This is a genomic window from Motiliproteus sp. SC1-56 (assembly GCF_017309075.1).
Classification (GTDB): Bacteria; Pseudomonadota; Gammaproteobacteria; order Pseudomonadales; family Balneatricaceae; genus Motiliproteus.
The window spans coordinates 233,707-257,394 of the sequence record NZ_JAEMGS010000001.1 but is presented as its reverse complement, the minus strand read 5'-3'; the positions used below and the strand labels follow the sequence as shown (position 1 = coordinate 257,394).

21 protein-coding genes and 2 tRNA genes are annotated in these 23,688 nt (G+C 64.7%); 11 read left to right on the top strand and 12 right to left on the bottom strand.

What is annotated here, in order from left to right:
- Positions 1-96: 96 nt before the first annotated feature.
- From JGZ97_RS01270 to cysK, 7 genes are all read right to left on the bottom strand, one after another.
- Positions 97-1,404 (bottom strand): TRAP transporter large permease, encoded by a 1,308-nt coding sequence (locus JGZ97_RS01270; RefSeq protein WP_207060779.1) that lies wholly within the window; start codon positions 1,402-1,404, stop codon positions 97-99.
- On the bottom strand, positions 1,404-1,922 hold the full coding sequence (locus tag JGZ97_RS01265; protein ID WP_207060778.1) for a TRAP transporter small permease: 519 nt from the start codon (positions 1,920-1,922) through the stop codon (positions 1,404-1,406). The genes JGZ97_RS01270 and JGZ97_RS01265 overlap by 1 nt, the downstream gene beginning before the upstream one ends.
- Before the next feature lie 77 nt (positions 1,923-1,999).
- The gene (locus tag JGZ97_RS01260) at positions 2,000-2,968 is read right to left on the bottom strand and encodes a TRAP transporter substrate-binding protein (protein ID WP_207060777.1); all 969 of its coding nucleotides are present in this window, start codon (positions 2,966-2,968) and stop codon (positions 2,000-2,002) included.
- Between the two features lie 59 nt (positions 2,969-3,027).
- On the bottom strand, positions 3,028-3,843 hold the full coding sequence (locus JGZ97_RS01255) for a putative hydro-lyase (RefSeq protein WP_207060776.1): 816 nt from the start codon (positions 3,841-3,843) through the stop codon (positions 3,028-3,030).
- 96 nt (positions 3,844-3,939) lie between these two features.
- Positions 3,940-4,848 (bottom strand): LysR family transcriptional regulator, encoded by a 909-nt coding sequence (locus tag JGZ97_RS01250; protein ID WP_207060775.1) that lies wholly within the window; start codon positions 4,846-4,848, stop codon positions 3,940-3,942.
- Positions 4,845-5,669, bottom strand: a complete 825-nt coding sequence (locus JGZ97_RS01245) for an ABC transporter substrate-binding protein (protein ID WP_207060774.1) — start codon at positions 5,667-5,669, stop codon at positions 4,845-4,847. The genes JGZ97_RS01250 and JGZ97_RS01245 overlap by 4 nt, the downstream gene beginning before the upstream one ends.
- Before the next feature lie 161 nt (positions 5,670-5,830).
- The gene (gene cysK, locus JGZ97_RS01240) at positions 5,831-7,318 is read right to left on the bottom strand and encodes a cysteine synthase A (protein ID WP_207060773.1); all 1,488 of its coding nucleotides are present in this window, start codon (positions 7,316-7,318) and stop codon (positions 5,831-5,833) included.
- Positions 7,319-7,481: 163 nt separating this feature from the next.
- Here cysK and JGZ97_RS01235 point away from each other — a divergent pair, with 163 nt between their 5' ends.
- Positions 7,482-7,943 carry an isoprenylcysteine carboxylmethyltransferase family protein gene (locus tag JGZ97_RS01235; RefSeq protein WP_207060772.1) on the top strand — a complete coding sequence of 154 codons (462 nt, stop codon included), beginning with the start codon at positions 7,482-7,484 and terminating at the stop codon, positions 7,941-7,943.
- 143 nt (positions 7,944-8,086) lie between these two features.
- Here the strand turns inward: JGZ97_RS01235 and JGZ97_RS01230 are convergent, their stop codons facing one another.
- Positions 8,087-9,658 (bottom strand): PAS domain-containing methyl-accepting chemotaxis protein, encoded by a 1,572-nt coding sequence (locus JGZ97_RS01230; RefSeq protein WP_207060771.1) that lies wholly within the window; start codon positions 9,656-9,658, stop codon positions 8,087-8,089.
- Between the two features lie 232 nt (positions 9,659-9,890).
- Here JGZ97_RS01230 and JGZ97_RS01225 point away from each other — a divergent pair, with 232 nt between their 5' ends.
- From JGZ97_RS01225 to JGZ97_RS01190, 8 genes are all read left to right on the top strand, one after another.
- Positions 9,891-10,094: a hypothetical protein gene (locus JGZ97_RS01225; protein ID WP_207060770.1), complete on the top strand. Its 204-nt coding sequence runs from the start codon at positions 9,891-9,893 to the stop codon at positions 10,092-10,094.
- Entirely contained in the window at positions 10,087-13,062 is a 2,976-nt protein-coding gene (locus JGZ97_RS01220) for an ATP-binding protein (protein WP_207060769.1), read from the top strand. Before JGZ97_RS01225 ends, JGZ97_RS01220 begins: the two co-directional genes overlap by 8 nt.
- A 73-nt stretch (positions 13,063-13,135) precedes the next feature.
- A tRNA-Leu gene (locus tag JGZ97_RS01215) sits at positions 13,136-13,222 on the top strand.
- A 111-nt stretch (positions 13,223-13,333) separates the two neighbouring features.
- Positions 13,334-13,420, top strand: a tRNA-Leu gene (locus JGZ97_RS01210).
- 77 nt (positions 13,421-13,497) lie between these two features.
- Positions 13,498-13,992, top strand: a complete 495-nt coding sequence (locus JGZ97_RS01205; protein ID WP_207060768.1) for a Fur family transcriptional regulator — start codon at positions 13,498-13,500, stop codon at positions 13,990-13,992.
- Positions 13,989-14,762 carry a zinc ABC transporter ATP-binding protein ZnuC gene (gene znuC, locus JGZ97_RS01200; protein WP_207060767.1) on the top strand — a complete coding sequence of 258 codons (774 nt, stop codon included), beginning with the start codon at positions 13,989-13,991 and terminating at the stop codon, positions 14,760-14,762. Before JGZ97_RS01205 ends, znuC begins: the two co-directional genes overlap by 4 nt.
- Complete coding sequence (gene znuB, locus JGZ97_RS01195; protein WP_207060766.1) at positions 14,755-15,543, top strand: zinc ABC transporter permease subunit ZnuB; 789 nt, start codon at positions 14,755-14,757, stop codon at positions 15,541-15,543. Before znuC ends, znuB begins: the two co-directional genes overlap by 8 nt.
- Positions 15,540-16,901 (top strand): MATE family efflux transporter, encoded by a 1,362-nt coding sequence (locus JGZ97_RS01190; protein ID WP_207060765.1) that lies wholly within the window; start codon positions 15,540-15,542, stop codon positions 16,899-16,901. Before znuB ends, JGZ97_RS01190 begins: the two co-directional genes overlap by 4 nt.
- A gap of 30 nt (positions 16,902-16,931) precedes the next feature.
- Here JGZ97_RS01190 and JGZ97_RS01185 read toward each other — a convergent pair whose 3' ends face one another.
- The gene (locus JGZ97_RS01185) at positions 16,932-17,204 is read right to left on the bottom strand and encodes a YheV family putative zinc ribbon protein (protein ID WP_207060764.1); all 273 of its coding nucleotides are present in this window, start codon (positions 17,202-17,204) and stop codon (positions 16,932-16,934) included.
- Complete coding sequence (prlC, locus tag JGZ97_RS01180) at positions 17,201-19,249, bottom strand: oligopeptidase A (protein WP_207060763.1); 2,049 nt, start codon at positions 19,247-19,249, stop codon at positions 17,201-17,203. Before prlC ends, JGZ97_RS01185 begins: the two co-directional genes overlap by 4 nt.
- A gap of 138 nt (positions 19,250-19,387) precedes the next feature.
- Here prlC and JGZ97_RS01175 point away from each other — a divergent pair, with 138 nt between their 5' ends.
- Both JGZ97_RS01175 and gpt read left to right on the top strand, forming a co-directional pair.
- Entirely contained in the window at positions 19,388-19,936 is a 549-nt protein-coding gene (locus JGZ97_RS01175; RefSeq protein ID WP_207060762.1) for a gamma carbonic anhydrase family protein, read from the top strand.
- 6 nt (positions 19,937-19,942) lie between these two features.
- Positions 19,943-20,431: a xanthine phosphoribosyltransferase gene (gene gpt / locus JGZ97_RS01170; protein WP_207060761.1), complete on the top strand. Its 489-nt coding sequence runs from the start codon at positions 19,943-19,945 to the stop codon at positions 20,429-20,431.
- An 11-nt stretch (positions 20,432-20,442) separates the two neighbouring features.
- Here gpt and JGZ97_RS01165 read toward each other — a convergent pair whose 3' ends face one another.
- Together JGZ97_RS01165 and aroE are read right to left on the bottom strand one after the other, a co-directional pair.
- Positions 20,443-22,815: a Lon protease family protein gene (locus JGZ97_RS01165; protein ID WP_207060760.1), complete on the bottom strand. Its 2,373-nt coding sequence runs from the start codon at positions 22,813-22,815 to the stop codon at positions 20,443-20,445.
- A 30-nt stretch (positions 22,816-22,845) separates the two neighbouring features.
- Positions 22,846-23,682 (bottom strand): shikimate dehydrogenase, encoded by an 837-nt coding sequence (aroE, locus tag JGZ97_RS01160; RefSeq protein ID WP_207060759.1) that lies wholly within the window; start codon positions 23,680-23,682, stop codon positions 22,846-22,848.
- Positions 23,683-23,688 lie beyond the last annotated feature (6 nt).

Here is a 23,688-nt window from a genome sequence, read left to right as displayed (position 1 = left end):
CGCGTCGTGGCGGGCATCTGGAAAGGGGCGGCGGTGTGGATAACGGGGCCTGACATGGGTCGCTCGTCTGGGGCCAGGCCGTGGCTCAGGTGTGCATCAACCGTGGCTCATGGTCGTGGGCAGGTAGGTGACGATGCCCGGGAACCAGCTGATCAGCACCACCGCGGCGAGTATCAGCAGGAAAAAGGGCAGCGCGGCCCGCGCCACGTAGAGGATGTCCTTGCCTGTCAGGGCCTGGATCACGAACAGGTTGAAGCCCACCGGCGGCGTAATCTGGCTCATTTCCACCACCAGTACGATGTAGATACCGAACCAGAGCAGGTCGATGTTGGCCTGCTGCACCATGGGCAGCACCACCGCCACGGTCAGCACCACCACCGAGATGCCGTCCAGGAAACAGCCCAGGGCGACGAAGAGCACGGTCAGGTAGACCAGCAGCTCGAAGGGGCTCAGGTTCATGGCCCCGATCCACTCGGCCAGGGCCCGGGGAATCCCCAGAAAGCCCATCGCCAGGGTCAGGAAGTGGGCGCCCACCAGGATCAAGCCGATCATGCAGGAGCTTTTCACCGCCCCCAGCAGGCTCTCCTTGAAGCTGCTGCGGCTCAGAGAACCCGTGGCGGCGGCCAGCAGCAGCGCGCCGAACACGCCCAGGGCGGCGGCTTCGGTGGGGGTGGTCAGGCCGCCGTAGATAGAGCCGAGCACGAAGCCGATCAGGCCGACGATGGGCAGCAGCTTGCGCAGGGCGCCGAGTTTGGCCGCCAGGGACACCTGTTCCTTGCTGTGGCGCGGCAACTGATCGCGGTTAAACAGGGCCCAGAGCATGGTGTAACCCATGAACAGGCCCACCAGCATCAGCCCGGGCAGGGCGCCTGCAATAAACAGGCGACCGATGGAAACTTCCGCCGCGACACCGTAAACGATCAGGATGATGGAAGGCGGAATCAGCAGGCCCAGGGTGCCGGAGCCGGCCAGGGTGCCCACCGCCATGCGGTCGCTGTAGCCCTGTGCCTTGAGCTCGGGCAGGGTCATGCGACCGATGGTGGCGGCGGTGGCCGCCGAGGAGCCGGAGACGGCGGCGAAGATGCCACAGCTGAGCACGTTCACGTGCAGCAGCTTGCCGGGCAAGCCGCCCAGCCAGGGCGCCAGCCCCTTGAACAGGTCCTCGGAGAGGCGGGTGCGGAACAGCACCTCGCCCATCCAGATAAACATCGGCAGTGCGGTCAGCGACCAGCCGGTGCTCGCGCCCCAGCTGGAGGTGGCGAACAGCAGGCCGATCTGGTCGTTACCGGACAGCAGCAGTCCCAGGGCGCCGACGCCCACCAGGGTCAGCGACACCCAGAACCCGGCGGCCAGCATCAGGATCATGGCGGCGGCGAGGATGATTGAGAGCAGGGTGATGTCCATCACACTTCCTCCAGGTTCAGCTCACCCTCGTGGGGGGCGTATGAGGGTGTGCGTCCCAGCAGCAGGGTGACCAGGTCATCCAGGACCGCGATGTTAAAGGCCAGCGCGCCGATACCCACCGGCACCTGGGGCATCCAGAGGGGAATGGGCAGGTAGCCGTGAGAAACCTCCTCGAAGATGTAGGACTCCCAGACCATGTGCCAGCAGTAGTAGGTCATGAAACAGGCCAGGCCCAGGGCCAGCAGCAACACCACCGCCTCCTGGTAGAAGCGGGCCCGCTTGGACCAGCTCTGAATCACCAGGGTGACACGGATATGGCCGCCTTCACGGAAGGTGTAGGCGAGCCCGAAGAAGGTCGCCGCGGCCAGAGCCCAGCCGGAGAAGTCCTCCGCCGATGGCACGATGAACCCGAACAGGCGGCCGACGATCTGCGCCAGGATGATCAGCATGATCAGCACAATGCACAGACCCGACGCGTAGCCCGACGCCAGGTAAAGCTTATCGCGAAATGACTTCATAGCGGTTGCCTCGCTGGGGGAGCGCCCCGCCGGGTGGCGAATGCGCTCCCGCTTTCGTTAACTGAGCAACCGGGCGGTTACTGCTGGTATTGCTCGAGAATCGCGGAAACCTCCTCGGGGGCCTCCTGCTTCCACTCCTCGATCATGGTGTCGCCGATCTTCTGCATCTCGGCCATCAGCTCGGCGGAGGGCTCGCTCACCACGATGCCGTTGTCGGCCAGGGTCTGGGTGTCCTCGGCGGCCTTCTTGCGAACCCCTTCCCAGCCTTTGGCTTCAGCGCGGGCGGCGGCGTCGAGAATGGCCTGCTGGGCGTCTTTATCCAGGCGACGGAAAGCGCGCTTGTTGACCACCACCACGTTCTTGGGAATCCAGGCCTTCACGTCGGTGTAGTGGCTCAGGTAATCCCAGGCCTGACCGTTCACCCCGGTTGAAGGGGAGGTGATCATGGCGTCGATGATGCCGGTGCTGAACGCCTGGGGAATCTCCGGCACCTGCACGGTGGTGGGGGTGGTGTTCATCAGGTCAGCCAGGCGCGAGGTGGAGGGGCTGTAGGCGCGCATTTTCAGCCCCTGCAGGTCCGCCAGGGTATTGACCGGTGCCTTGGTGTAGAGGCTCTGCGCCGGCCAGGCCACGGTGTAGAGCAGGGTCATGCCTTCGCGGTCGAGCTGCTTTTCGACCTGCGGCTTGGCCGCTTCCCAGAGCTTCTTGGCGTCATCGAAGTTGGTGGCCAGGAAGGGGATATTGTCGTGCTTGAACACCGGGTGGGTGTTACCCATGATGCCGATGAAGATTTCTCCCAACTGCACCTGGCCGGTCTTCACCGCCCGCGGGATCTCGGGATGCTTCACCAGGGAGGCGCCGGAGTGGACGGTAATGTCCAACTCGCCGCCGGTGGCCTCCTTAACCTCCTTGGCGAACTCATGGGCGATCTGGGTGGGCAGGTTGGCGTCGCCGTAGGGGGTGGGCATGTGCCACTTCTCCGCCTGGGCGGCGCCGGCGGTAAGGCCGCCGATCAACAGTGCAGTTGCGGTGAGCTTCTTTATCATCTGGGTTCTCCCATTGTTTTCGTTTTTAATTCTGTTGGGGAGCCGGGCGCGGCCGGCTTCTACAGTATTGCCAGTTCTTCGTTAAGTCGCTCGGTAATAAGCATTTTTCCGGGTACGTGAGTAATGGCGAGCGGCGGACGGGCGTTTTCAAGCGCCACCTGCGGCGTCACCCCGCAGGCCCAGAACAGGGGCAGCTCGCCGGCTTCGACGGTAACCGCATCGCCGAAATCGGGGGCGCTCAAATCGTCGATGCCGATCAGGGCTGGGTCGCCCAGGTGCACCGGGGCGCCGTGGGCCTTGGGCAGGCGGGTGGTGATCTGAATGGCGCGAATGGCGTCGCTGCTGTTGAAGGGGCGCATGGAGACCACCATGCGGCCATGAAAGCGACCGGCGGGCACGGTCTCGATATTGCTCCGGTACATAGATACGTTGGCGCCGCTCTCGATGTTGCGCACCTTGAGGCCGGCCCGCTGCAGGGCGTCTTCAAAGGAGAACGAGCAGCCCAGCACGAAGGTGACCATCTGCTGATCCCACAGCTCATTGATATCGCTGACCGTGTCAACGCGCTGGCCGTCGCGGAAAACGTGGTACTCGGGAATGTCGGTGCGGATATCGAGGTCATCACCAAGGCCGGGCAGCGCTGCCTCGCCGGGCTGGGACATGGCGATCAGGGGGCAGGCGACGGGATTGGCCTGGCAGAAGGCCAGAAACTCCGCGGCCCAGTCGGCAGGGAGAATCACCACGTTGCCCTGCACCAGCCCCGGGGCGTGGCCGCTGGTGGTGCCGCGGTAGACGCCGGCACGGATGTTGGCGCGAAGCTCGGCGGCCTGCTCAAGGACGCTGCGCTTGTAGGCGGAAGGCTCCGGAAGGCGCATGTGGATTCTCCTGTACCGACGGGGTTTTATTCTTTTCTGACAGGTTATCCCAGCGGAAACAAAAGTCTAATTATGGTTTTTTAAGTTAGTTGATAATTATTTTTTATCAACATCTCGGGCGTAGCGGTGGGCGACCTTGACCGCCAGGCTGGCGGCGGTCTCCGCCAGCGGGTTGAACGGGGCCGCCGAGTAGGAGGCGGTAAAGGAGAGTTCCGAGGGGGTCCAGGTGGTCTTGAGCCGCACCAGCTCGCCGCTCGCCAGCTGGTGGGCGATCATCACGTAAGGCAGGGAGGAGACCCCGACCCCGTCCAGGGTCAGCCGGTGGCAGGCGGCCAGGGAGCTGGAGGAGAAGAAGCGGGTCGGCTCGCCGTCCAACTCTCGGAACTTCTGACTGATCTCCGCAAAGGGCTTGGTGGTGCGGGCGTAGGTGATCACCGGCCAGGCCGCCAGCTCCTCCAGGTAGAGCATCCGGTCCGGCAGGTTCAACGCCGGGCTGGCCACCCAGACCAGCGGAAAGCGGCACAGGCTCTGGTTGGCGATGGAGGGTTCCGACACCGGCCCCATCAGAAAGGCCAGGTCCAATGAACGGTCGAGCAAGCCGGCGCGCAGGTTGCCGGTCACGTCCACGCTCATCTCAACGTCCAGGTGGGGCATCTCCCGGTGCAGGGAGCGGAGGAACTCCGGCAGCCAGGTGTGGACGATGGTCTCCGAGACGCCGAGGCGCAAGTTACCCGAGTGCAGGACCGAAGCGTTGGCCCGCTTGCGGAACTGGTCGGACATGAACAGGATTTTCTCCGCATATGGCAGCAGCGCCTTGCCCTTGGCGGTAAGGGTGATGCCGCCGGGACCGCCGTCGCGCTGGAACAGCTTGACCCCCAGCTCCTCCTCGAGGGCGGCAATGCGACTGGAGACCGCCGGCTGGGTGGTGAACTGCCGTTCCGCCGCCTTGCGAAAGCTGCCCAGGGTGGCCACCCAGACAAAGGTTTCCAGGCGTTTGAAGTTCATCGCACACTCTCCCGGGCGATGACGTGCCGGGCGGGCGAGGCCGCCAGCCCGTAGCCGTGCTCGCGCAGGATCTCCCCGTAGCGACCGCTGGCCTTGAGCTGCTCCAGGGCCTGGGCGAAGGCGGGCGCCAGCAACTGCCGCTTGGAGGCGCGGGAGAAGGCCAGGTAGCTCGGCACCCGCTCGATCTCCCCGGGCACCCGCACAATGCGCGGCCCAAGACCCAGGCGCTCGCGATAGAAGTCGGCGATACCGGTACTGCTCACCACCAGGTCGACCCGCCCCGAATCCAGCAACAGAAACTTGGTGCGCTCGTCGTTGGCCTGAATCACGTAGGGCAGCAGCTCCTTGAGCGCCCGGTCAAAGTGCTGCCCGTAGCTGACCGCCCGGGTAACGCCGATGCGGTAGGGAATCAATGCAGCCAGGGCGCCGTCGAAATGCAGCGGGCGATCGCTGCGCCGGTAAAGCGCGATCACCTGCTCAATCAGGGGCTTGCCGGCGTAGCGCAGGAAGGTTTCCCGCTCCGGGTTCTTGAAGATGGTAAAGATGCCGTCGGCCTGCCCGTGCTCCACGTACTGCAGGGAACGGGGCCAGGGCAGGATCTCCACCGTCACCGAGTGCCCCATGGACTCGAACGCCTCGCGCACCAGCGCCGTCGCCACCCCCTTGACCTCTCCATTCTCCTGGTAGACCAGCGGCGGGTACTGGAAGGAGACCAGGCGCACCGTGTCGGCCTGCACCGCAACGCAGAGCCAGCCAACGAAAAAGAAGAGTGCTGCCCGCCAGCGCCAGCCTGTGAAAGGAAGGCCCCTGCCCTGCTCCATTATCCGTGCTCCTTGATGATCAATCCGTGGCTCAGGGTAAGGGTAATACCGGCAGAATCAAAAGAGAAAGTTATCGCTTGGGTTAATAAACGATAACAAACAATCCAAGGTCCCGTGGGCTGCGCCCGTCGGGTCAACACAGAAGGAAGTGATCTGCCCCCTCAGCGCGGGTGCAGCCAGCTGGGCAGGAAACTGTAGGGATCCGCGGTTTCCTGCTCGTTGAAAGAGACCCCGTTATCCTTCAGCAAGGTCTGCAGGGAGCCGTCCCGGCAACGGTCGAACAGGTCGGTGCAGCCGCCGACAAACTCGCCGCCGATAAAGATCTGCGGCAGGGTGGTCCAGCCGGTCTTGTCTTTCAGCACCGCCCGCATCTTTCCGCCCAGATCGTCCTCCTGGTACGCCACCGAGTCCAGGTCCACCGAGCGGTAGGGAATCTGGTACTTGGCCATCACCTTGCGCACCGACCAGCAGAACTCGCACCACTCCAGGGCGAACATCACCACCGGGTTGTCCGGATCCTTGGTCGCCGCCTCCACCTGCCGAACCGCCTCGGGGTCCAGCGGCGCTGCCTGCTCGGCCGCAGGGGCCGGGACCGCCGACGGCTGATCAAAGCGATAGCCGGAGGTCGAGCGGGAAATGGCCTCCTCCTCCTCGGTCATGGTCTCGGGCACATCCAGGAACAGGGGCGTGGTCAGGTAGCGCTCGCCGGTATCGGGCAGCATGCACAGGAGGGTCGCCCCCTCCGGCGCCCGCTTGGCCACCTCAAGGGCACCGGCAAAGGTGGCACCGCCGCTGATACCGACGAAAATACCCTCCCGCGTCGCCAGCGCCTTGGCGCAGCGCAGGGCGTCGTTGCCGTTGATGGGAATGAATTCGTCGATGGCGTCGCTCTGCAGCACCGGCTCGACCAGTTGCGGCACGAAGTCGGGACTCCAGCCCTGCATCAGGTGGGGCCGAAATTTCGGGTGGCTCTGGCTGTGGGAGCCGTCGGCGCGACGCGGTTGGGCGATGCCGCTGGCCAGCATCGCGGAGTTGTCCGGCTCGCACACCACGATGCGGGTCCCGGGGCTGCGTTCACGCAGCACTGATGAGACACCGCTCAGGGTGCCGCCGGTGCCGAACCCGGTGACCCAGTAATCTAGGGGCAGGTCGTCAAAATCACGCAGGATCTCGACCGCGGTGGTGCGCCGGTGAATCTCGGCATTGGCCGGGTTCTCAAACTGCCGTGATCGCCACCAGCCGTGGGCCTCGGCCAGCTCCTCGGCCTTGGCGACCATCCCCGAGCCTTTTTCGGAGGCCGGCGTCAGCACCACCTTGGCGCCGAGAAAACGCATCAGCTTGCGCCGCTCGACACTGAAGTTCTCGGCCATGGTCACCACCAGCGGGTAGCCTCTCTGGGCACAGACCATCGCCAGGCCGATGCCGGTATTGCCGCTGGTGGCCTCCACCACCGTCTGCCCGGGTTTCAATTCGCCTTTGCGTTCGGCGTCCTCGATCACCCCCAGCGCCAGCCGGTCCTTAACCGACCCCATAGGGTTGAAGGACTCGACCTTGACGAACAGCTGCACATGCGCCGGAGCCAGGTGATTGATGCGCACCACCGGCGTATTGCCGATCGTGTCCAGAATGGAGTCAAAACGGTGCGACATGGCGAAAGTCCCCGAAAAGTGGGTGAGGGGCAGAGCGACCCCATACAGCTAAGTGTAGCCATCACCTGCCCGCCAGCCGCCCGTACATCCTCCGTCGCCCATTTGGCCCTTCGTGCTTGGCTGGGGCAGAATCCTTGTTTACCCGGAGACACGGAGCCTGCCCATGCTGCAACGCCTGGAACTGAAGATCCCCCCGCTTTTGCTGGTGCTGCTGTTCGCCGGCATGATGTGGCTGGCGGCACCGCTCGGCGCCCTGCCCTTGCCGCTCTCCCTGCGCCAGGGGCTCGCCGGCTTGCTGCTGGTTAGCGGTGCCACGCTCTGCGTCCTGGGCGTGCTGCACTTTCGCCGCGCCCGCACCAGCGTCAACCCCCTCGATCCGGGCCAGGCCACCACTCTGGTCAGCGAGGGCGTCTACCGCCTGAGCCGCAACCCCATGTACCTGGGCTTTGCCTTCAGCCTGCTGGCCTGGGGGCTGCTGCTGGGCAGCGCGGCCGCCCTGCTGCTGGCGCTGCTCTTTGTTCCCTGCATTCAGCGGCTACAGATCCTCCCCGAGGAGCGGGTCATGGCGCAGCGCTTCAACGGCGCCTACCTCGCCTACAAACGGCGGGTACGCCGCTGGCTCTGAGCCCGGACGAGGCCGGGACGCCCCGCCCCAAGGGCATAAAAAAGGCGGGCCGCCCAAAGCGCGCCCGCCTGTTACCGGCGCCCCGCTCACGGGGCACCCTCGCAAAGCCGCTATAACGGCAGCCCGGCCTTAGCCTCGCATCATCAGCCGCGCATAAACTGCCGAATCAATCGCTGCTGCTGGCCGGTCTGCTCGTTGAAGCGTTCGCTGATCTGCAGGGCCCGCTTGCTACCCTCCAGGTTGCCGATGGAGAGGTCATTCACCTGGTTCACATTGCGACTGATCTCCCCCGCCACGGCGCTTTGCTGCTCGGTAGCGCTGGCGACCTGCAGCCCCATCTCGGAGATCCTCGCCACCGCTTCGGTGATGCGGTCAAACACCTCGCCGGTACGCTCCATGTCCTTGATGCTGGACTGGGAGATACTCTGACTGCGCTGCATGGCGGTAACGCTCTCGCGCACCCCTTCCTGCAGCCCGTGAATCTGCTGGGCGATCTCCTCAGTGGACTGCTGGGTGCGCTGGGCCAGGGTCCGCACCTCGTCAGCCACCACCGCGAAACCCCGTCCGGCGTCGCCGGCCCGGGCGGCTTCGATCGCCGCATTCAGGGCCAGCAGGTTGGTCTGCTCCGCCACCAGCTTGATCACGTCCAGCACCGATTCGATGCTGGCGCTGTGGCGATCCAGCTCCTGGATACGGCGGGTGGCGTCTTCCACCTCGGCTACCAGCTCCCGGATCGACTGGAAGCTGTGGTCCACGTCGGTACGGCCGGTCACGGCCGCTTCGTGGGCCTCGTTGGCAGCCTCGGCGGTCGCCTGCACGTGGCCGGCCACATCCTCGATGGTGGAGGACATCTCGTCCATGGCGGTAGCGACCTGGTGGAGCTCGTCCTGCTGGCGCCGGGCTCCCTCGGCGTTGGCGCGCATATCCGCCATCGCATCGTCCGCCGTGACCTGCACCTGCTCGCTGGAGTCCTTGACCCGGGCGACCACGGCCCGCAGTTCCGCCTCCATCTTCTTCATCGCCACCTGCACCTCGCCCACCTCGTCACGACGACCGGTGTAGAGGTACTGCATCAGGGGGTTGTGGTAACGCTTACGCGCCTCCGCGGAGAGCTGGCGCAACGAGCCAGTGAGCCCGTAGAGCAGGCCGCCGCAGCACAGCAGCGACAGGACCAGGGCGACCAGGGTCCCCGTCTCGACGCCCTGGTAGAGGCTCCATCCCATCAAGGGGGTAAAGCCCAGCAGGCTGCCCAGCAGCAGCTTGAGGTGAAGGGACAGCCGGGGGGCTTTCAGGGCCGCAGGGGTGTTGCCCTCCATCAGCGACGGGTAGACCTTCTCCGCCCGGGCCACCGCCTTGCGGTCGGGCTGGACCCGCACCGACTGGTACTCCTGGGTGCGACCGTCCTCCTGGATCGGCGTTACATAGGCATCGACCCAGTAATGGTCGCCGTTCTTGCAACGGTTCTTCACCAGCCCCATCCAGGATTCACCGCCCTTGATGGTCTGCCAGAGGTTTTCAAAGGCCGCCGGGGGCATATCGGGGTGGCGTACCATGTTGTGGTTGCGCCCCAGCAACTCGTCGGTCTCAAAGCCCGAGACCTCGACGAACTCCTGGTTGATGTAGGTGATGGCGCCCTTGAGGTCGGTCGTTGAGAGAATGTTGTAATGGGCCGGATAGTCCAGCTCTCTATTTGTGACGGGAAGGTTCTTTTTCATCGCTTACACCGAAAACATGGGGTTCAGTCAACCTTCCGTGGCAACTCTGGGTAGGGGTGGGGGGGGGGATTTTAAAACATTAGCAAGGCCGTTCCAATGATACATGTCAGCATAACCAAGCATTAAGGTCGGAAATATCTTAGGGCCGAGCGGTGAAGGTATTCCGGCTGAGCTAGACTTAGTCCCACCGCAGAATCAATTTCATCTTTAAGTTCCACAGGTTGTAGTACCCATGAAGGGAAATCCCCGGCCCCTCGCGCGCTTCAGCACCCAGGCCCTGTTTTTTATTCTCGGCGCCCTGGCCCTTAGCTGGCCCCTGTTGGCCAGTCCCGGCGAGTGGGCACTGGGACAGCTGTTCCTGTTCCTGTTCCTGGTCTGGGGGCTGCTGGTGACCACCCTCTTCGCCGTGGCGCAACAGGGTGGAGAGGATGTTTGATCCCCGGCTGATCCTGCTGGTGCTGCTGGGTTACATCGCGTTCCTATTCCTGCTCGCCAACTGGGCCCAGAGGCGCGCCGAGGAGAAACGCAAAGCGCCTTCGGGCTGGATCTATGCGCTCTCCATCTGCGTCTTTTGCACCTCCTGGACCTTCTACGGCAGCGTGGGGGCGGCGGCCAACGGCGGCATTAGCTTTCTCGCCGTCTACTTCGGCCCTACCCTGGTCCTGCTGTTTGCCGGCACCCTGGTGCGCAAGATGGTGCGCCTGAAAAGCCTGCACCACATCACCAGCATCGCCGACCTCATCTCCACCCGCTACAACAAGTCCCAGGGCATTGCCGCCCTGGTCACGCTGATCTGCCTGGTGGGGATTCTTCCCTACATCGCGCTGCAACTGAAAGCGATCACCACCACCTTCGAGCTGATCGCAAGCCGCTCGGTGACGGTATCCAGCTTCACCGTCGAGTGGGTCACGGTGGTCCTGATGACGCTTTTCACCATTCTGTTCGGCGTCCGTCAGCTCGACCCCACCGAGCGCCACCAGGGGATGATGTTCGCCCTGGCCGCCGAAAGCCTGGTCAAGCTGATCGCCTTTCTGGCCGTTGGCCTGTTCGTCAGCTTCGGACTGTTCGATGGCCTGGGCGATCTGTTCACCCAGGCGCAACAGCACCGGCAGAGCCTGCCGGCGCTGGCCAACCTGACCGCCGCGCCCCCGTTCACCAACTGGGTCACCCTGATCGTGCTGTCGATGGCGGCCTTTATGTTTCTGCCCCGTCAGTTTCACGTCATGGTGGTGGAGAACGCCGACGAGCAGCATATTTCAACCGCCCAGTGGCTGGTCCCGGCCTACCTGCTGCTGATCAACATCTTCGTGCTGCCCATCGCCGCCGCCGGCCTGCTGCAAGGCATGGGGCCGGACGCCGCCGACAGTTACGTGCTCCGCCTGCCCCTGCTGGCAGAACAAAACAGCCTCTCGCTGCTGGTGTTCATCGGCGGCTTCTCCGCCGCCACGGGAATGATCCTGGTCAGCGCCATGACCCTCTCCACCATGATCACCAACCACCTGCTGCTACCGGTGATCGAAGTGCTGCCGGGGCTGCGGCGGCTGCGGGTCTACCTGCTGCAGTGGCGCTGGCTGGCGGTCACCCTGTTTATCGCCGGCGGTGCGCTGTTCAACCACACCCTGGGCGAGTCCTACATGCTGGTCAACATGGGGCTGATCTCCTTCGCCGCGGTCCTCCAGTTTGCCCCGGCCCTCATCGGCGGCCTGTTCTGGCGCCAGGGCAGCGCCCGCGGCGCAAGCGCAGGGCTTCTGGCCGGTTTTGGCCTCTGGGCCTACACCCTGCTGCTGCCGGCCTTCAGCAAAAGCGGCTGGATCGGCGATGCCTGGCTGACCGAAGGGCCGTTGGGGCTCGGGCTGCTGACCCCAGAAAGCCTGTTCGGTTTCACCCAACTGGCGCCGCTCCCCCACGCCGTGTTCTGGAGTCTGGCGGTCAACCTGCTGGCCTATATCGGCGTCTCCATCGCCGACCGCCCCGGCCGGGAGGGCCGCGCCCTGGCCAACGAATTCGTCGACATCCTGCTCAGCGGCGACCGCCCGGCCCCGGCCATCGCCCAGGAAAACACCATCCACCTGCCGCCCAAGGTCCACCTGCTGCGCCGCTGTTTCGCCGATTACCTCCCCCCTGCCGCTTGCAACACCGCCCTTGAGCACTGCCTGGCGTCGGCGGGCCTGAGCGGGCGCAACGAGGCCAGCCTGATGGAAATGGCCTACCTGCAGAAAGAGGCGGAAAACCTGCTCGCCGGGGCTATCGGCGGCGCCTCAGCACACAAGGCGATGCAGCGCTGCGGCCTGTTCCGGGTGGATGAGCAGGAGCAACTCTCAAGCCTCTACTCCCGTTTTCTGGCGGAGATTCACCTGACCCCCGAGGAGCTGCTCAGCAAAATCGACTACTACCAGGAACGGGAGCAGATGATCGCCGACCACACGGCCGAGCAGGACCGCACCATCGAGCGCCTGGAGAGCGAGGTGGCGCACCGGCTGGCGGCCGAGCGCGCCTTGCAGGAGCTGAACGAGAAACTCGAGCAGCGGGTGGAGCAGCGCACCACCGAGCTCAAGAGCAGCAACCTCAACCTGCGCACCACCCTGCAACAGCTCCAGCAGACCCAACGCAAACTGGTGGAAGCGGACAAGATGGCCGCCCTGGGCGGGCTGGTCGCCGGCGTTGCCCACGAGATCAACACCCCGCTGGGCAACAGCCTGACCGCCGTCACCCTGCTCAAGGACGAGTTCCAGCGCCTGGCATTCGCCTACCAGTCAGGAGATCTCAAACGCAGCGATCTGGAGGCCTTCAACGCGGTGGCCGAGGAGAGCCTGGACATCATCCACAGTAACGCCACCCGCGCCGCCCAGCTGGTCCAGAGCTTCAAGCAGGTGGCCGTTGACCAGGCCAGCGACGAGGAGCGCTCATTCCCGGTGCGGGGCTATATCGAGGAGGTGCTCTTCTCCCTGCGCCCGCAGCTCAAGCACACGCCGCACCGGGTGGAAGTGAACGGCGACCCGGATATCACCATCGACAGCTACCCAGGGGCCTTTTCCCAGATCATCACCAACCTGGTGATGAACTCCCTGCAGCACGGCTTTGAGGAGCAGGAGGCCGCAGGGCTGATCCGCATCGACCTGGCGCAGGAGGATGATACGCTGCGGCTGGAGTACAGCGACGACGGCCGCGGCATGAGCCAGCGTCAGCTGCGACGCATCTTCGAGCCCTTTTACACCACCCGCCGGGGGCGCGGCGGGTCGGGCCTGGGCGCCCACATTATCTACAACCTAGTCACCCAGCGCCTGGGTGGAGAGATCGACTGTGACAGCGAACCGGGCAAGGGCACGCACTTCAAGATTACCCTGCCCCTGCACCGCCCCGCCGAGCCGGAATCTGAATCCGAAGCCGAGCGGTCGCCACCCTGAAACCGAACAGCGAAAAAACACTTGCAATCGGAAAAAAGACCGGTTTAAATACGCGCCACGTCAGAGATGACACGCAGATGTGGCGGAATTGGTAGACGCGCTAGCTTCAGGTGCTAGTGTCCGAAAGGACGTGGGAGTTCGAGTCTCCCCATCTGCACCACCTCCTCAAGTATCCTTACTCTCCCTGGATTCAATCCAACAGCGAAGGCCCTGCTTCGAGCGCACTTGTCTCTAACGTTTTACTTGCCCGCGGCGCACGCCCGGACAAGATGCAGATGTGGCGGAATTGGTAGACGCGCTAGCTTCAGGTGCTAGTGTCCGAAAGGACGTGGGAGTTCGAGTCTCCCCATCTGCACCACCTCCCGGTTGAACAAAGCCCCCTCCCGCAGCGAAACTGTTATAACATTACAGTCTCATTTCCGGACGGTCGCTTCCATGTGTACACCCCCGCCTGACGAGGCGTTCAGCAACACTCACGATCACCAACACTGTATCGATTCCGCAGTAACCATTGCCGTGGCCCTGTGCAAATCCCGTGGCTGTCGCCTGACGCCGGTGCGCAAGCGGGTCCTGGAGCTGGTCTGGCAGAGCCACAAGCCACTGGGTGCCTACCAGTTGCTGGCGATGCTCGCCCACGAAGGCTTCAGCCCGGCGCCACCCACCGTCTACCGGGCTCTCGACTTTCTGCTCGAGCAGGGTCTGATCCACCGTCTCGCCTCCCTTAACGCCTTTATCGGATGCCGCGATCCCCGTCACAACCACCACGGCTATTTTCTGATCTGCCGAATCTGCGGCTGCGCCCTGGAGCTTGAATCGGAGCGCCTCGCCGGCGTCCTGCAGCACAGCGCCGACGCCCGCGGGTTCGCCCTGGAGAGTGAAACGGTGGAGCTGTTCGGGCGCTGCCCGCCCTGCCAGGAGAACCCCGCTTGAGCGCGCCCCTGGTCACCCTGCAGGGGGTCAACCTGCGCCTGGGCGGACGCCCGGTGATTCAGGACGTGAGCCTTGAGCTTAACCCCGGGCGCATCACCACCCTGATCGGCCCCAACGGCTCCGGCAAGTCCACCCTGATCCGCCTCCTGCTGGGGCTGCTGCAGCCCGACAGCGGCAAGGTGCAGCGCCAGCCTAGTCTTCGGATCGGTTACATGCCGCAGAAGCTGCACGTGGACGCGACCCTGCCCCTGACCGTGCGCCGCTTTATGCAGCTGCCAAGGCGCATGGATAAAACCGCCCTGCGCGAAGCACTGGCGATGGTCAACGCCGACCACCTGATGGAGAGCCCCCTGCAAAGCCTGTCCGGTGGAGAAACCCAGCGGGTGCTGCTGGCCCGCGCCCTGCTCCGCCGCCCCCAGCTGCTGGTGCTGGACGAGCCGGTGCAGGGGGTCGACATCAACGGCCAGATCGAACTCTACCGGCTGATCGGCGAGATTCGGGCCCGCTACGGCTGCGCCGTCTTCATGGTCTCCCACGATTTGCACCTGGTGATGGCCAGCACCGACACGGTGATCTGCCTGAACCATCACATCTGCTGCTCGGGGCATCCCGAACAGGTCAGCCACGACCCCGCCTTTGTCGAACTCTTTGGCCTGGAAGGGGCCCGCAGCCTGGCCCTCTACAGCCACCAGCACAACCATGATCACGACGCCCACGGCAACGTCATCTCCGACCGGCCGCAGGCCCCAGCGGGGTGCCGCCATGGCTGACTTTCTACTGCGGGCCCTGCTGGGCGGCATCGGCGTTGCCCTGGTGGCAGGCCCCCTTGGCGCCTTCGTGGTCTGGCGCCGGATGGCCTATTTCGGTGACACCCTGGCCCACTCGGCGCTGCTGGGGATCAGCCTGGGCATCCTGTTCGACGTCAACCTCAACCTGGCGGTGGTGGTGTGCTGCGTGCTGCTGTCGGTGCTGCTGGTAGCGCTGCAGAAGAAACACCTGATCGCGAGCGACACCCTGCTCGGGATCATGGCCCACAGCAGCCTCTCCCTGGGCCTGGTGGCGATCAGCTTTCTGCCGGATTTGCGCATCGACCTGATGAGCTACCTGTTCGGCGACCTGCTGGCGGTGAGCCGCGACGACCTTTACTGGATCTACGGCGGCGGCGCCCTGGTCGGGGCGCTGCTGCTGAAACTGTGGAATCCGCTGCTGGCGATCACCGTCAACGAGGAGCTGGCCCAGGTCGAGGGCGTGCCGGTGACCCTGACCCGCCTGGCGCTGATGCTGCTGGTAGGCATCGTCATCGCCGTGGCCATGAAGGTGGTGGGCGTGCTGCTGATCACCTCCCTGCTGATCATTCCCGCCGCCACCGCGCGACGCCTGGCCAACAGCCCCGAGCGCATGGCGGCGCTGGCCAGCCTGATCGGCTGTATCGCCGTCTGCCTGGGGCTGCTCGCCTCCTACCAGTGGAACACACCGGCCGGCCCCTCGGTGGTGGTCGCCGCGGCCTTCCTGTTCAGCCTCAGCCAGATCCTGCGACTGCCCCACCGATGAGCCTGGGGGCCACCTTCTGGCACGGTGAAAGCCATCGCCGGGTCTGGCAGCTGGCCTGGCCGATGATTCTCTCCAATATCACCGTGCCGCTGCTGGGCATGGTGGACACGGCGGTGATCGGCCACCTGCCCGAGCCCCACTACCTGGGTGCGGTCGCGATCGGGGCCAGCCTCTTCTCCCTGCTCTACTGGAGCTTCGGCTTTCTGCGCATGGGCACCACCGGGCTCACCGCGCGGGCCCTGGGACGCCAGGATCCCCTGGCGCAACGGCGCCTGCTGGGGCAGAGCCTGGTCTTGGCCGCCTTACTGGGGCTGGGATTGATCCTGCTGCAACAGCCGCTGCTCAGCCTGGGGCTGGCCCTGATGGACCCCAGTCCGGCGGTACTGGAGCAGGCCCGCCTGTACTGCGCCCTCCGCATCTACAGCGCCCCCGCGGTACTGGCCAATTATGCCCTGCTGGGGTGGTTTCTGGGCTTGCAGAACAGCCGGGTGCCCCTGCTGCTGCTGGTCAGCGCCAACCTGGTGAACATGATCCTGGACCTGCTGCTGGTGATGGGGCTCGGGTGGGGGGTGACGGGGGTAGCGGTGGCCAGCCTCTGCGCCGACTACGCCAGCCTGGGGCTGGGTGGCTGGCTGGCCCTGCGCCACCTGCAGCGGCTGCCCGGACCGAAGCTGCCGCTCGCCGCCCTGTGGCGCTGGCGCGACTACGGGCCCCTGCTGCGCAGCAACCGCTACCTGATGGTGCGTACCCTCTGCCTGCTGTTCTGCTTCGCCTTCTTCACCGCCCAGGGCGCGCGCCTGGGAGACAGTGTCCTGGCCGCCAACGCGGTGCTGCTGAACTTCCTGCTGCTGATCTCCCACGGCCTGGACGGGTTCGCCCACGCGGTGGAGGCGCTTTGCGGACGCTACCTGGGTGCCCGGGATCAGCAGGGGTTTATTCGGGCCTGCGCCGCGGCGACGCTCTGGTCCCTGGGCACGGCCCTGGGGTTCGCCGCCCTCTTTTACTTAGGGGGGGAGCTGCTGATCCGCCTGCTGACTGATATTCCCGCCGTCGTCAGCACGGCACGCAGCTACCTGCCCTGGCTGGTGGCGCTGCCCCTGCTGGGCGTCTGGAGTTACCTGTTAGATGGCATCTTTATCGGCGCCAACTGGTTCCGCGCCATGCAAAACTGCATGCTGGTCGCCACCCTGGGGATCTACCTGCCGGCCTGGTACCTGGGCCAGGGGCTCGGCAACCACGGTCTCTGGCTGGCCCTGGCACTGCTGCTGGCCGGGCGGGGAGTGCTGGGCGGTGCGGTGTTTGCCGCCTTTGTGCGCCGCCGCCCGGCTGGTGATTCCCGCTGTGATGAGCCCCGCTGAGCGGCGAGCTCATCAGCTGTTGCAGCCCTCTCAGGACTCCTTGCGGGCTTTCGCGCCCAGCTTGGGATTGGGCACAAACTGCAGCACCTGCTCGCCACTGGACGCCGCCGGGCGGGGGCTGTTGACCCGGGTCTCCATCTCGCGGGGGCTGGGCGCCCCGTCCAGGCGCATGCTGTCCTCGTAGCCGCAGGCCACGCACTCGCGGTGCTCGTGAATGGCGTCACGGTAGGTGCGGAGTTTGTCCATGGCCGCGCAACGGGGGCAGACGGCGCCGGCGATAAAGCGTTTGGTGATAGAACTCATGGGGCCTCCTGGGTGGCCGCGGTGATGCCGGTGTGACGCAGCAGGGCATCGACCCGGGGCTCACGGCCGCGAAACGCGACGAACAGGTCCATCGCCTCCCGCGCACCGCCCTGGGCGAGAATCGCCTGCTCAAAGGCGCGCCCGGTCTCGGGATTGAAGATCCCCTCCTCCTCGAACCGGGAGAAGGCGTCGGCGGAGAGCACTTCGGCCCACTTGTAGCTGTAGTAACCCGCGGCATAACCACCGGCGAAGATGTGGGAGAAGCTGTGCTGAAAGCGGTTGAACGCCGGGGGAGTCACCACCGATACCTCGGCGCGCACCCGGTCCAGCAGGGCCTGGACATCGGTGGCCGGCTCGGGCCGGTAGTCCCGGTGCAGCAGGAAGTCGAACAGGGAAAACTCCAGCTGGCGCACCATCATCATCCCCGCCTGGAAATTGCGGGCCGCCAGCATCCGCTCGAGCAATTCGGCGGGCAGGGGCTCGCCGGTCTGGTAGTGACCGCTGATCAGCGCCAGCGCCTCGGGCTCCCAGCACCAGTTCTCCAGGAACTGGCTGGGCAGCTCCACCGCGTCCCAGGCCACCCCATTGATCCCGGACACCCCCGCCCACTCGATACGGGTCAGCAGGTGGTGCAGGCCGTGACCGAATTCATGGAACAGGGTCGACACCTCGGTGTGGGTCAGCAGCGCGGGCGTCTCCCCTACCGGGGCGTTGAAGTTGCAAACGAGGTAGGCGACCGGCAACTGTACCGATCCGTCTTCAAGACGCCGGCGCACCCGGCACTCGTCCATCCAGGCTCCTCCCCGCTTGTGGCTGCGGGCGTACAGGTCGAGGTAGAAATAGCCCAGCGGCTGACCATCTCGCTCGATTCGAAACAGGCGCGCATCGGAATGCCAGAGCTGGTCGGCCTGCTCTTCCTGGATCTCGATGCCGTAGAGGCGCTGCACCACGGCAAACATGCCCGGCAGCACGCGATCCACCGGAAAATAGGGGCGCAACTCCTCCTGGGAGAGGGCGTAGCGCTGCTGACGCAGCTTTTCGCCAAAGTAGCCTATGTCCCAGGCCTCGAGGCGCTCGACCCCCGCCTGGCGGGCGAACCCGGCCAGCTCGCGGTACTCCGCCTGCGCCACGGGGCGGCTCTTGTGCGCCAGGTCGTTGAGAAAGCCCACCACCTGGTCGGTGGACTCCGCCATCTTGGTGGCCAGGGAGTAGGCGGCGTAGTTTTCGTAACCCAGCAACTGCGCCAGCTCGTGACGCAGGCGCAGAATTTCGTCGATCGCCTCGCTGTTATCCCAGCGCCCGCCCTGGGGGCCCTGGTCGGAGGCGCGGGTGCAGAAGGCCTCGTAGACCTCGCGACGCAGGTCGCGGTTGTCGGCGAAGGTCATCACCGCAAAGTAGGAAGGGAACTCCAGGGTGATGAGGTAACCCTCCAGCTCCTGTTGCCGGGCGGCCTGCGCCGCCTGGGCCAGAGCGTTCTCCGGCAGCCCCTGCAGCGGCGCCGCGTCGCTGAAGTGCTTGGTCCAGCCCTGGGTGGCGTCCAGCACGTTTTCCGAGAACTGGCTGCCCAGCTTTGACAACCGTTGCTTGAGTTCGCCGAAGCGGCGCTTCTTCGCCTCCGGCAGATCCACCCCGGAGAGGTGAAAATCCCGCAACGCATTGTGCACCAGCTGCTGTTGCGCCTGGTCCAACCCGCTGAATTCATCACTCTCGGCCAGCCCTTTGAACGCCTGGTAAAGACGGCGGTTCTGCCCGAGCTCCGTGTGGTACTCGGTGAGCTTGGGCAGCACCGCGTTGTAGGCCTCGCGCAGGGGCTCGGAGTTGACTACCGAATTCATGTGGCTCACCGGCGACCAGGCCTGGCTGAGAAGGTCATCGATGGCTTCAAGGCGTTCCACCAGCGCCCAGCCGGCGGGCGGATCGGCCAGCAGGGTCTCCAGCTCGGCGCGGCTCTCGGCCAGCAGGCGGTCAAAGGCCGGTTCCACATGCTCGGGCTGAATACGGGAAAACGGAGGGAAACGGTGCGCTTCCAGCAGGGGGTTACTCATAGGGTGTCCATGGATTCGGCGGCGGCAGCGGACGGCCGCGTAAACATTGATGACTCATCATCCCCGCCGGCTTGGGGTAAAATGGCGCTCCCGCCCCGGGCCGGGGTAATCTTGACAGTTTACATGGGAGAAAGATCCATGAAAATCCGCAGCTACCAAGGCACCTCACCGCGCCTGGGCGAACGCGTCTTCGTCGACCCCAGCGCCGTCGTGCTGGGGGATGTCACCCTCGGCGACGACACCTCGGTCTGGCCCCTGGTGGTGATCCGCGGCGACATGCACCGGATCCGGATCGGTGCCCGCACCAGCGTGCAGGACGGATCAGTCCTGCACATTACCCACGCCGGCCCCTACAACCCCGATGGTTTTCCCCTGGAGATCGGCGACGACGTCACCATCGGCCACCAGGCCATGCTCCACGGCTGCACGTTGGGCGACCGCATCCTGGTGGGCATGGGCGCCATGGTGATGGACGGCGCCGTGGTGGAGTCGGAGGTGATCATCGGCGCAGGCTCCCTGGTGCCCCCGGGCAAAACCCTCAAGAGCGGTTACCTCTACGTGGGCCGCCCTGCCAAGCAGGCCCGCCCCCTGACCGAAAAAGAGCGCGAGTTTTTCACCTACACCGCCGCCAACTACGTGCGCCTGAAGGACAAGCACCTGGCGGAGAACTACGACGAGCAGGATTAACCCCCTATGAGCAATCCCTACCAAAAAGACTTTCCCATCTCCTGGGCAGAACTGCACCGCGACGCACGGGCGCTCTCCTGGAGACTGCTGGAACGGGGCCCCTGGAAAGGCATCATTGCCATTACCCGCGGCGGCCTGGTGCCGGCCGCCATCATCGCCCGGGAGCTGGACCTGCGCCTGATCGACACCATCTGCGTGGTGAGCTACCAGGAGGGGGAGCAAGGGGAGCAGCAGCATCAGGGCGAGCTGAAGGTGCTGAAAAACGTCGAGGGCGACGGCGAAGGCTTTCTGCTGATCGACGACCTGGTGGATACCGGCAAGACTGCCCGGGTGGTGCGCGAAATGCTTCCCAAAGCCCACTTCGCCACCATCTACGCCAAGCCGGCAGGACGCCCGTTGGTAGACACCTTTATCACCGAGGTGAGCCAGGATACCTGGATCCGCTTCCCCTGGGACATGGAGTTCCAGTTCGCTGCCCCGCTGGCTTCCCGCTGAGGCCGCAAACCTCAGGGCTTGGCCTTGGCCATCTCCCGCAGTCGCTTGACCACCCGGTGGTTGAGCGAGCGCTGGGTAAAGGTGCCGTCACTCTTCAACACCCCCGCCTTGCGCCCGGTCAGCAGCTCCAGGGCCTGGTCCACGGTGGCGACGGTGTAGATGTGAAACAGCCCCATCTCCACCGCCCCCACCACTTCGGCCTTGAGCATCAGGTTGCGGCGGTTGGCCCGCGGGATAATCACCCCCTGGCTGCCGCTTAACCCCTTGCTCTTGCAGATCTCGAAGAAGCCCTCGATCTTCTCGTTGACCCCGCCGATCGCCTGCACCTCGCCATACTGGTTAATGGAGCCGGTCAGCGCGTACTCCTGGCTGATGGGGGTGTGGGTCAGGGCCGAAATCAGGGTACAGATTTCGGCCAAAGAGGCGCTGTCGCCGTCCACGTGGCCGTAGGACTGCTCCAGGGCAATACTGGCCGAGACCGAGAGGGGGAAGTCCTGGGCGTATTTGTGGCCCAGGTAGCCGGACAGGATCAGCACCCCCTTGGAATGGATCGGCTGCCCCAGAGTCACCTCCCGCTCAATGTCCACCACCCCCCGGTCGCCGGGATGCACGGTGGCGGTGATCCGCGCCGGGGTGCCGAAGCTGACATCCCCCACCTGCAGCACCGTGAGGCCGTTGCACTTGCCCACCGCTTTGCCTTCGGTGTTGATGAGGATCACCTCGTTAAGAATTTCGTCCCGCAGCTTGGTGCTGAGGCGGTCGGTGCGCCGCTCCTTGGCCAGTAGGGCCATCTCGATGTGCTCGTGGCCGATCAGCGCTTCGCCGGTGCGCTCGCGCTTGAAGTCAGCCTCGAAGACCAGGTCCATCATCTCCCCGATATGGGCCGAGAGCAGCTCCTGGTCTTCGGCCAGCCGCGAGCTGTGCTCCACCAGCCGCGCCACGGCCCTGCGAGTCATGTGGGCGCAACCCTCTTTCTGCGCCAGCGTCTTGATCAGGCGCGCGTAGTTGCGGATCGCGGCCTCGGTGCGCGGCACCTCCTCGTCGAAGTCCACCACCACCCGAAACAGCTTGGGAAAATCGCCGTCCATCTGCTGCAGCAGGTAGTACAGATCACGCTCGCCGATGATCACCACCTTGACGTTCAGGGGGATCGCCTCCGGGGCCAGGGTGATGGTGTTGATCCCCGCCATCTCGGCAAAGGGGCTCTCGATGCGCAGCTCCTTGGACTTCAATGCCCGCTTGAGGGCGCTCCAGACCATGGGATGCTCAAACAGCTTCTCGGCTTCCAGTACCAAGTAGCCGCCGTTGGCCTGGTGCAGGGAGCCGTCGCGGATAAGCTGGAAGCTGGTCAGCAAAGCCCCCATCTCGCTGGTGTACTCCACCCGACCGAACAGGTTTTCATAGGTGGGATGGGACTCGAACACCACCGGCACGCCCTTGGTCTTGTGGTGGTCAACCAGCAGGTTGACGCCGTAGGTCTGCTCCAGCTCCGCCGAACGCATCAACTCGCTCTTGTTCTCCCCCGACTTGTCCTCGCCGACCAGATCGGCGGCGTTCTTGATCAGGTCCGCCTCCACCCGCTTGAGGTAGCTCACGACCCGGGGCTGTGACGCGTATTTCTCTTTCAGGGGCTGAAACAGGGGGGCGAGGGTTTCGCGCGCGGTTTCGTGCTCGAGCTTCTTCTGCTTCTCGTTGGCCTCCCGGCGCCATTGCGGCAGGGTGGTCAGGGATTCGTTGAGAAAGTCTTCCAGCTCGCTGATGTTCTGGTTGATCTGGTTGCGCTCGCCCTCTTCCAGCTGGGAAAACGCTGCCTCGTCCATGGCCTGGCCGTTGACCACCGGGGTAAAGCCAACACTGCCCGCATCCCGGTAGAGGGCGATACTGCGGCCCCTGGCCTCGTTCTCCACCGTTTCCAAGGCCTGGTCGTAGAGGCGGCTGAACTCGCGGTCAATCTGGCTCTTCTGCCGCTGGTAGCCGGGGTTCTCAAACGCGGCGGGCAATTCACTGGCGGTCCGCTCGAGCAGGGTATTGACGTCTTTACGAAACACGCTGCCCTTGCCGGCAGCGAAGTAGAACGCCAGGGGATTGCGGGGATCGGCAAGGTTATTGAGGTAACACCAGTCCTGGGGGTTCTTCTCTTTTTTGGCGGCTTTTTTCAGGGTCTCCATGACAAAGGAGAAGCGGCCGCTCTGGGAGTGCCCCATAACAAAGAGGTTATAGTCGGTGCGGCGCATGCCCATGCCGAAAGCCATCGCTTCCACGGCCCGCTCCTGGCCGTAAATACCGTGGAAGTCTTCCAGGTTTTCGGTGGTTTTGAATGGCAGCAACTCCGGGTCGCAACCGCGGTAAATCTCCTTGCTGGACAGCCGATTCGGCCCTGACATGACATCCCCTTCTACAGCCCTGTGAACAATTTACGCCCGTGCCGAGTCTTCCAGCTGGCAGCGCATCTCAAGGATAACCGATCGCGTCTGCGGTGTGACGCCCCGCCACAGGCGGAACGCCTCGGCGGCCTGCTCCACCAGCATGCCCAGGCCATCCATCACCCGTGCCGCGCCCGCCTGTTGCGCCCAGCGGTTGAATACCGTGGGCTCGGCCCCGTACATCATATCGTAAGCCCAGGCACCCTCCGCCCAGATCCGCTCGGACAGGGACGGCAGCTCGCCGTGCAGGCTCGCCGCGCTGCCGTTGATCACTAGGTCAAAGGGCGCGTTAACTGCCGCGAAACCACAGCCGCGCACATTTCCGAGCGCCGAAAAATGCTCAGCCAGCGCTTCGGCCTTGGAAGCCGTTCTGTTTGCAATCACTAACTCGCCTGGTTTTCTCTTAAGAAGCGGCTCGAGAACACCTCTTACTGCGCCTCCTGCGCCGATAGCAAGTACTCGCTTATTTACAATATCCCCGCCGTGATTACGCTGGATGTCGGTAATCAGCCCCTGGCCATCCGTGTTGTCGCCAACCAAGCGACCGTCCTCGTCCCGGTATAGGGTATTGACCGCCCCTGCCAGTCGCGCCCGTTCACTGAGCCGCCCGGCAAGTTTCCAGGCCTCCTCCTTGAACGGCACCGTGACATTGAGCCCCTTCCCTTCCGCGGCGAAGAAAGCCTCCACCGCGGCGGCGAAGCTGCCCGGGGCCACCCGGATTGCCTCGTAGGTCAGGTCCTGTCCGGTCTGGGCGGCAAAGGCCGCGTGAATCTGGGGCGACTTGCTGTGGCTGATGGGATCCCCCATCACGGCGTAACGGTCGGTCATGGCTCT

What these genes read in the sequence shown, in the direction of transcription:
- gpt (WP_207060761.1), top strand. Translation starts at nt 19,943, where the DNA reads ATGAGCAATCCCTACCAAAAAGACTTTCCCATCTCCTGGGCAGAACTG.
- JGZ97_RS01235 (WP_207060772.1), top strand. Translation starts at nt 7,482, where the DNA reads ATGCTGCAACGCCTGGAACTGAAGATCCCCCCGCTTTTGCTGGTGCTG.
- JGZ97_RS01245 (WP_207060774.1), bottom strand. Translation starts at nt 5,669, where the DNA reads ATGGAGCAGGGCAGGGGCCTTCCTTTCACAGGCTGGCGCTGGCGGGCA.
- JGZ97_RS01230 (WP_207060771.1), bottom strand. Translation starts at nt 9,658, where the DNA reads ATGAAAAAGAACCTTCCCGTCACAAATAGAGAGCTGGACTATCCGGCC.
- prlC (WP_207060763.1), bottom strand. Translation starts at nt 19,249, where the DNA reads ATGAGTAACCCCCTGCTGGAAGCGCACCGTTTCCCTCCGTTTTCCCGT.
- JGZ97_RS01205 (WP_207060768.1), top strand. Translation starts at nt 13,498, where the DNA reads ATGTGTACACCCCCGCCTGACGAGGCGTTCAGCAACACTCACGATCAC.
- JGZ97_RS01185 (WP_207060764.1), bottom strand. Translation starts at nt 17,204, where the DNA reads ATGAGTTCTATCACCAAACGCTTTATCGCCGGCGCCGTCTGCCCCCGT.
- JGZ97_RS01220 (WP_207060769.1), top strand. Translation starts at nt 10,087, where the DNA reads ATGTTTGATCCCCGGCTGATCCTGCTGGTGCTGCTGGGTTACATCGCG.
- JGZ97_RS01255 (WP_207060776.1), bottom strand. Translation starts at nt 3,843, where the DNA reads ATGCGCCTTCCGGAGCCTTCCGCCTACAAGCGCAGCGTCCTTGAGCAG.
- znuB (WP_207060766.1), top strand. Translation starts at nt 14,755, where the DNA reads ATGGCTGACTTTCTACTGCGGGCCCTGCTGGGCGGCATCGGCGTTGCC.
- JGZ97_RS01265 (WP_207060778.1), bottom strand. Translation starts at nt 1,922, where the DNA reads ATGAAGTCATTTCGCGATAAGCTTTACCTGGCGTCGGGCTACGCGTCG.
- cysK (WP_207060773.1), bottom strand. Translation starts at nt 7,318, where the DNA reads ATGTCGCACCGTTTTGACTCCATTCTGGACACGATCGGCAATACGCCG.
- JGZ97_RS01260 (WP_207060777.1), bottom strand. Translation starts at nt 2,968, where the DNA reads ATGATAAAGAAGCTCACCGCAACTGCACTGTTGATCGGCGGCCTTACC.
- aroE (WP_207060759.1), bottom strand. Translation starts at nt 23,682, where the DNA reads ATGACCGACCGTTACGCCGTGATGGGGGATCCCATCAGCCACAGCAAG.
- JGZ97_RS01270 (WP_207060779.1), bottom strand. Translation starts at nt 1,404, where the DNA reads ATGGACATCACCCTGCTCTCAATCATCCTCGCCGCCGCCATGATCCTG.
- JGZ97_RS01165 (WP_207060760.1), bottom strand. Translation starts at nt 22,815, where the DNA reads ATGTCAGGGCCGAATCGGCTGTCCAGCAAGGAGATTTACCGCGGTTGC.
- JGZ97_RS01250 (WP_207060775.1), bottom strand. Translation starts at nt 4,848, where the DNA reads ATGAACTTCAAACGCCTGGAAACCTTTGTCTGGGTGGCCACCCTGGGC.
- JGZ97_RS01190 (WP_207060765.1), top strand. Translation starts at nt 15,540, where the DNA reads ATGAGCCTGGGGGCCACCTTCTGGCACGGTGAAAGCCATCGCCGGGTC.
- JGZ97_RS01225 (WP_207060770.1), top strand. Translation starts at nt 9,891, where the DNA reads ATGAAGGGAAATCCCCGGCCCCTCGCGCGCTTCAGCACCCAGGCCCTG.
- JGZ97_RS01175 (WP_207060762.1), top strand. Translation starts at nt 19,388, where the DNA reads ATGAAAATCCGCAGCTACCAAGGCACCTCACCGCGCCTGGGCGAACGC.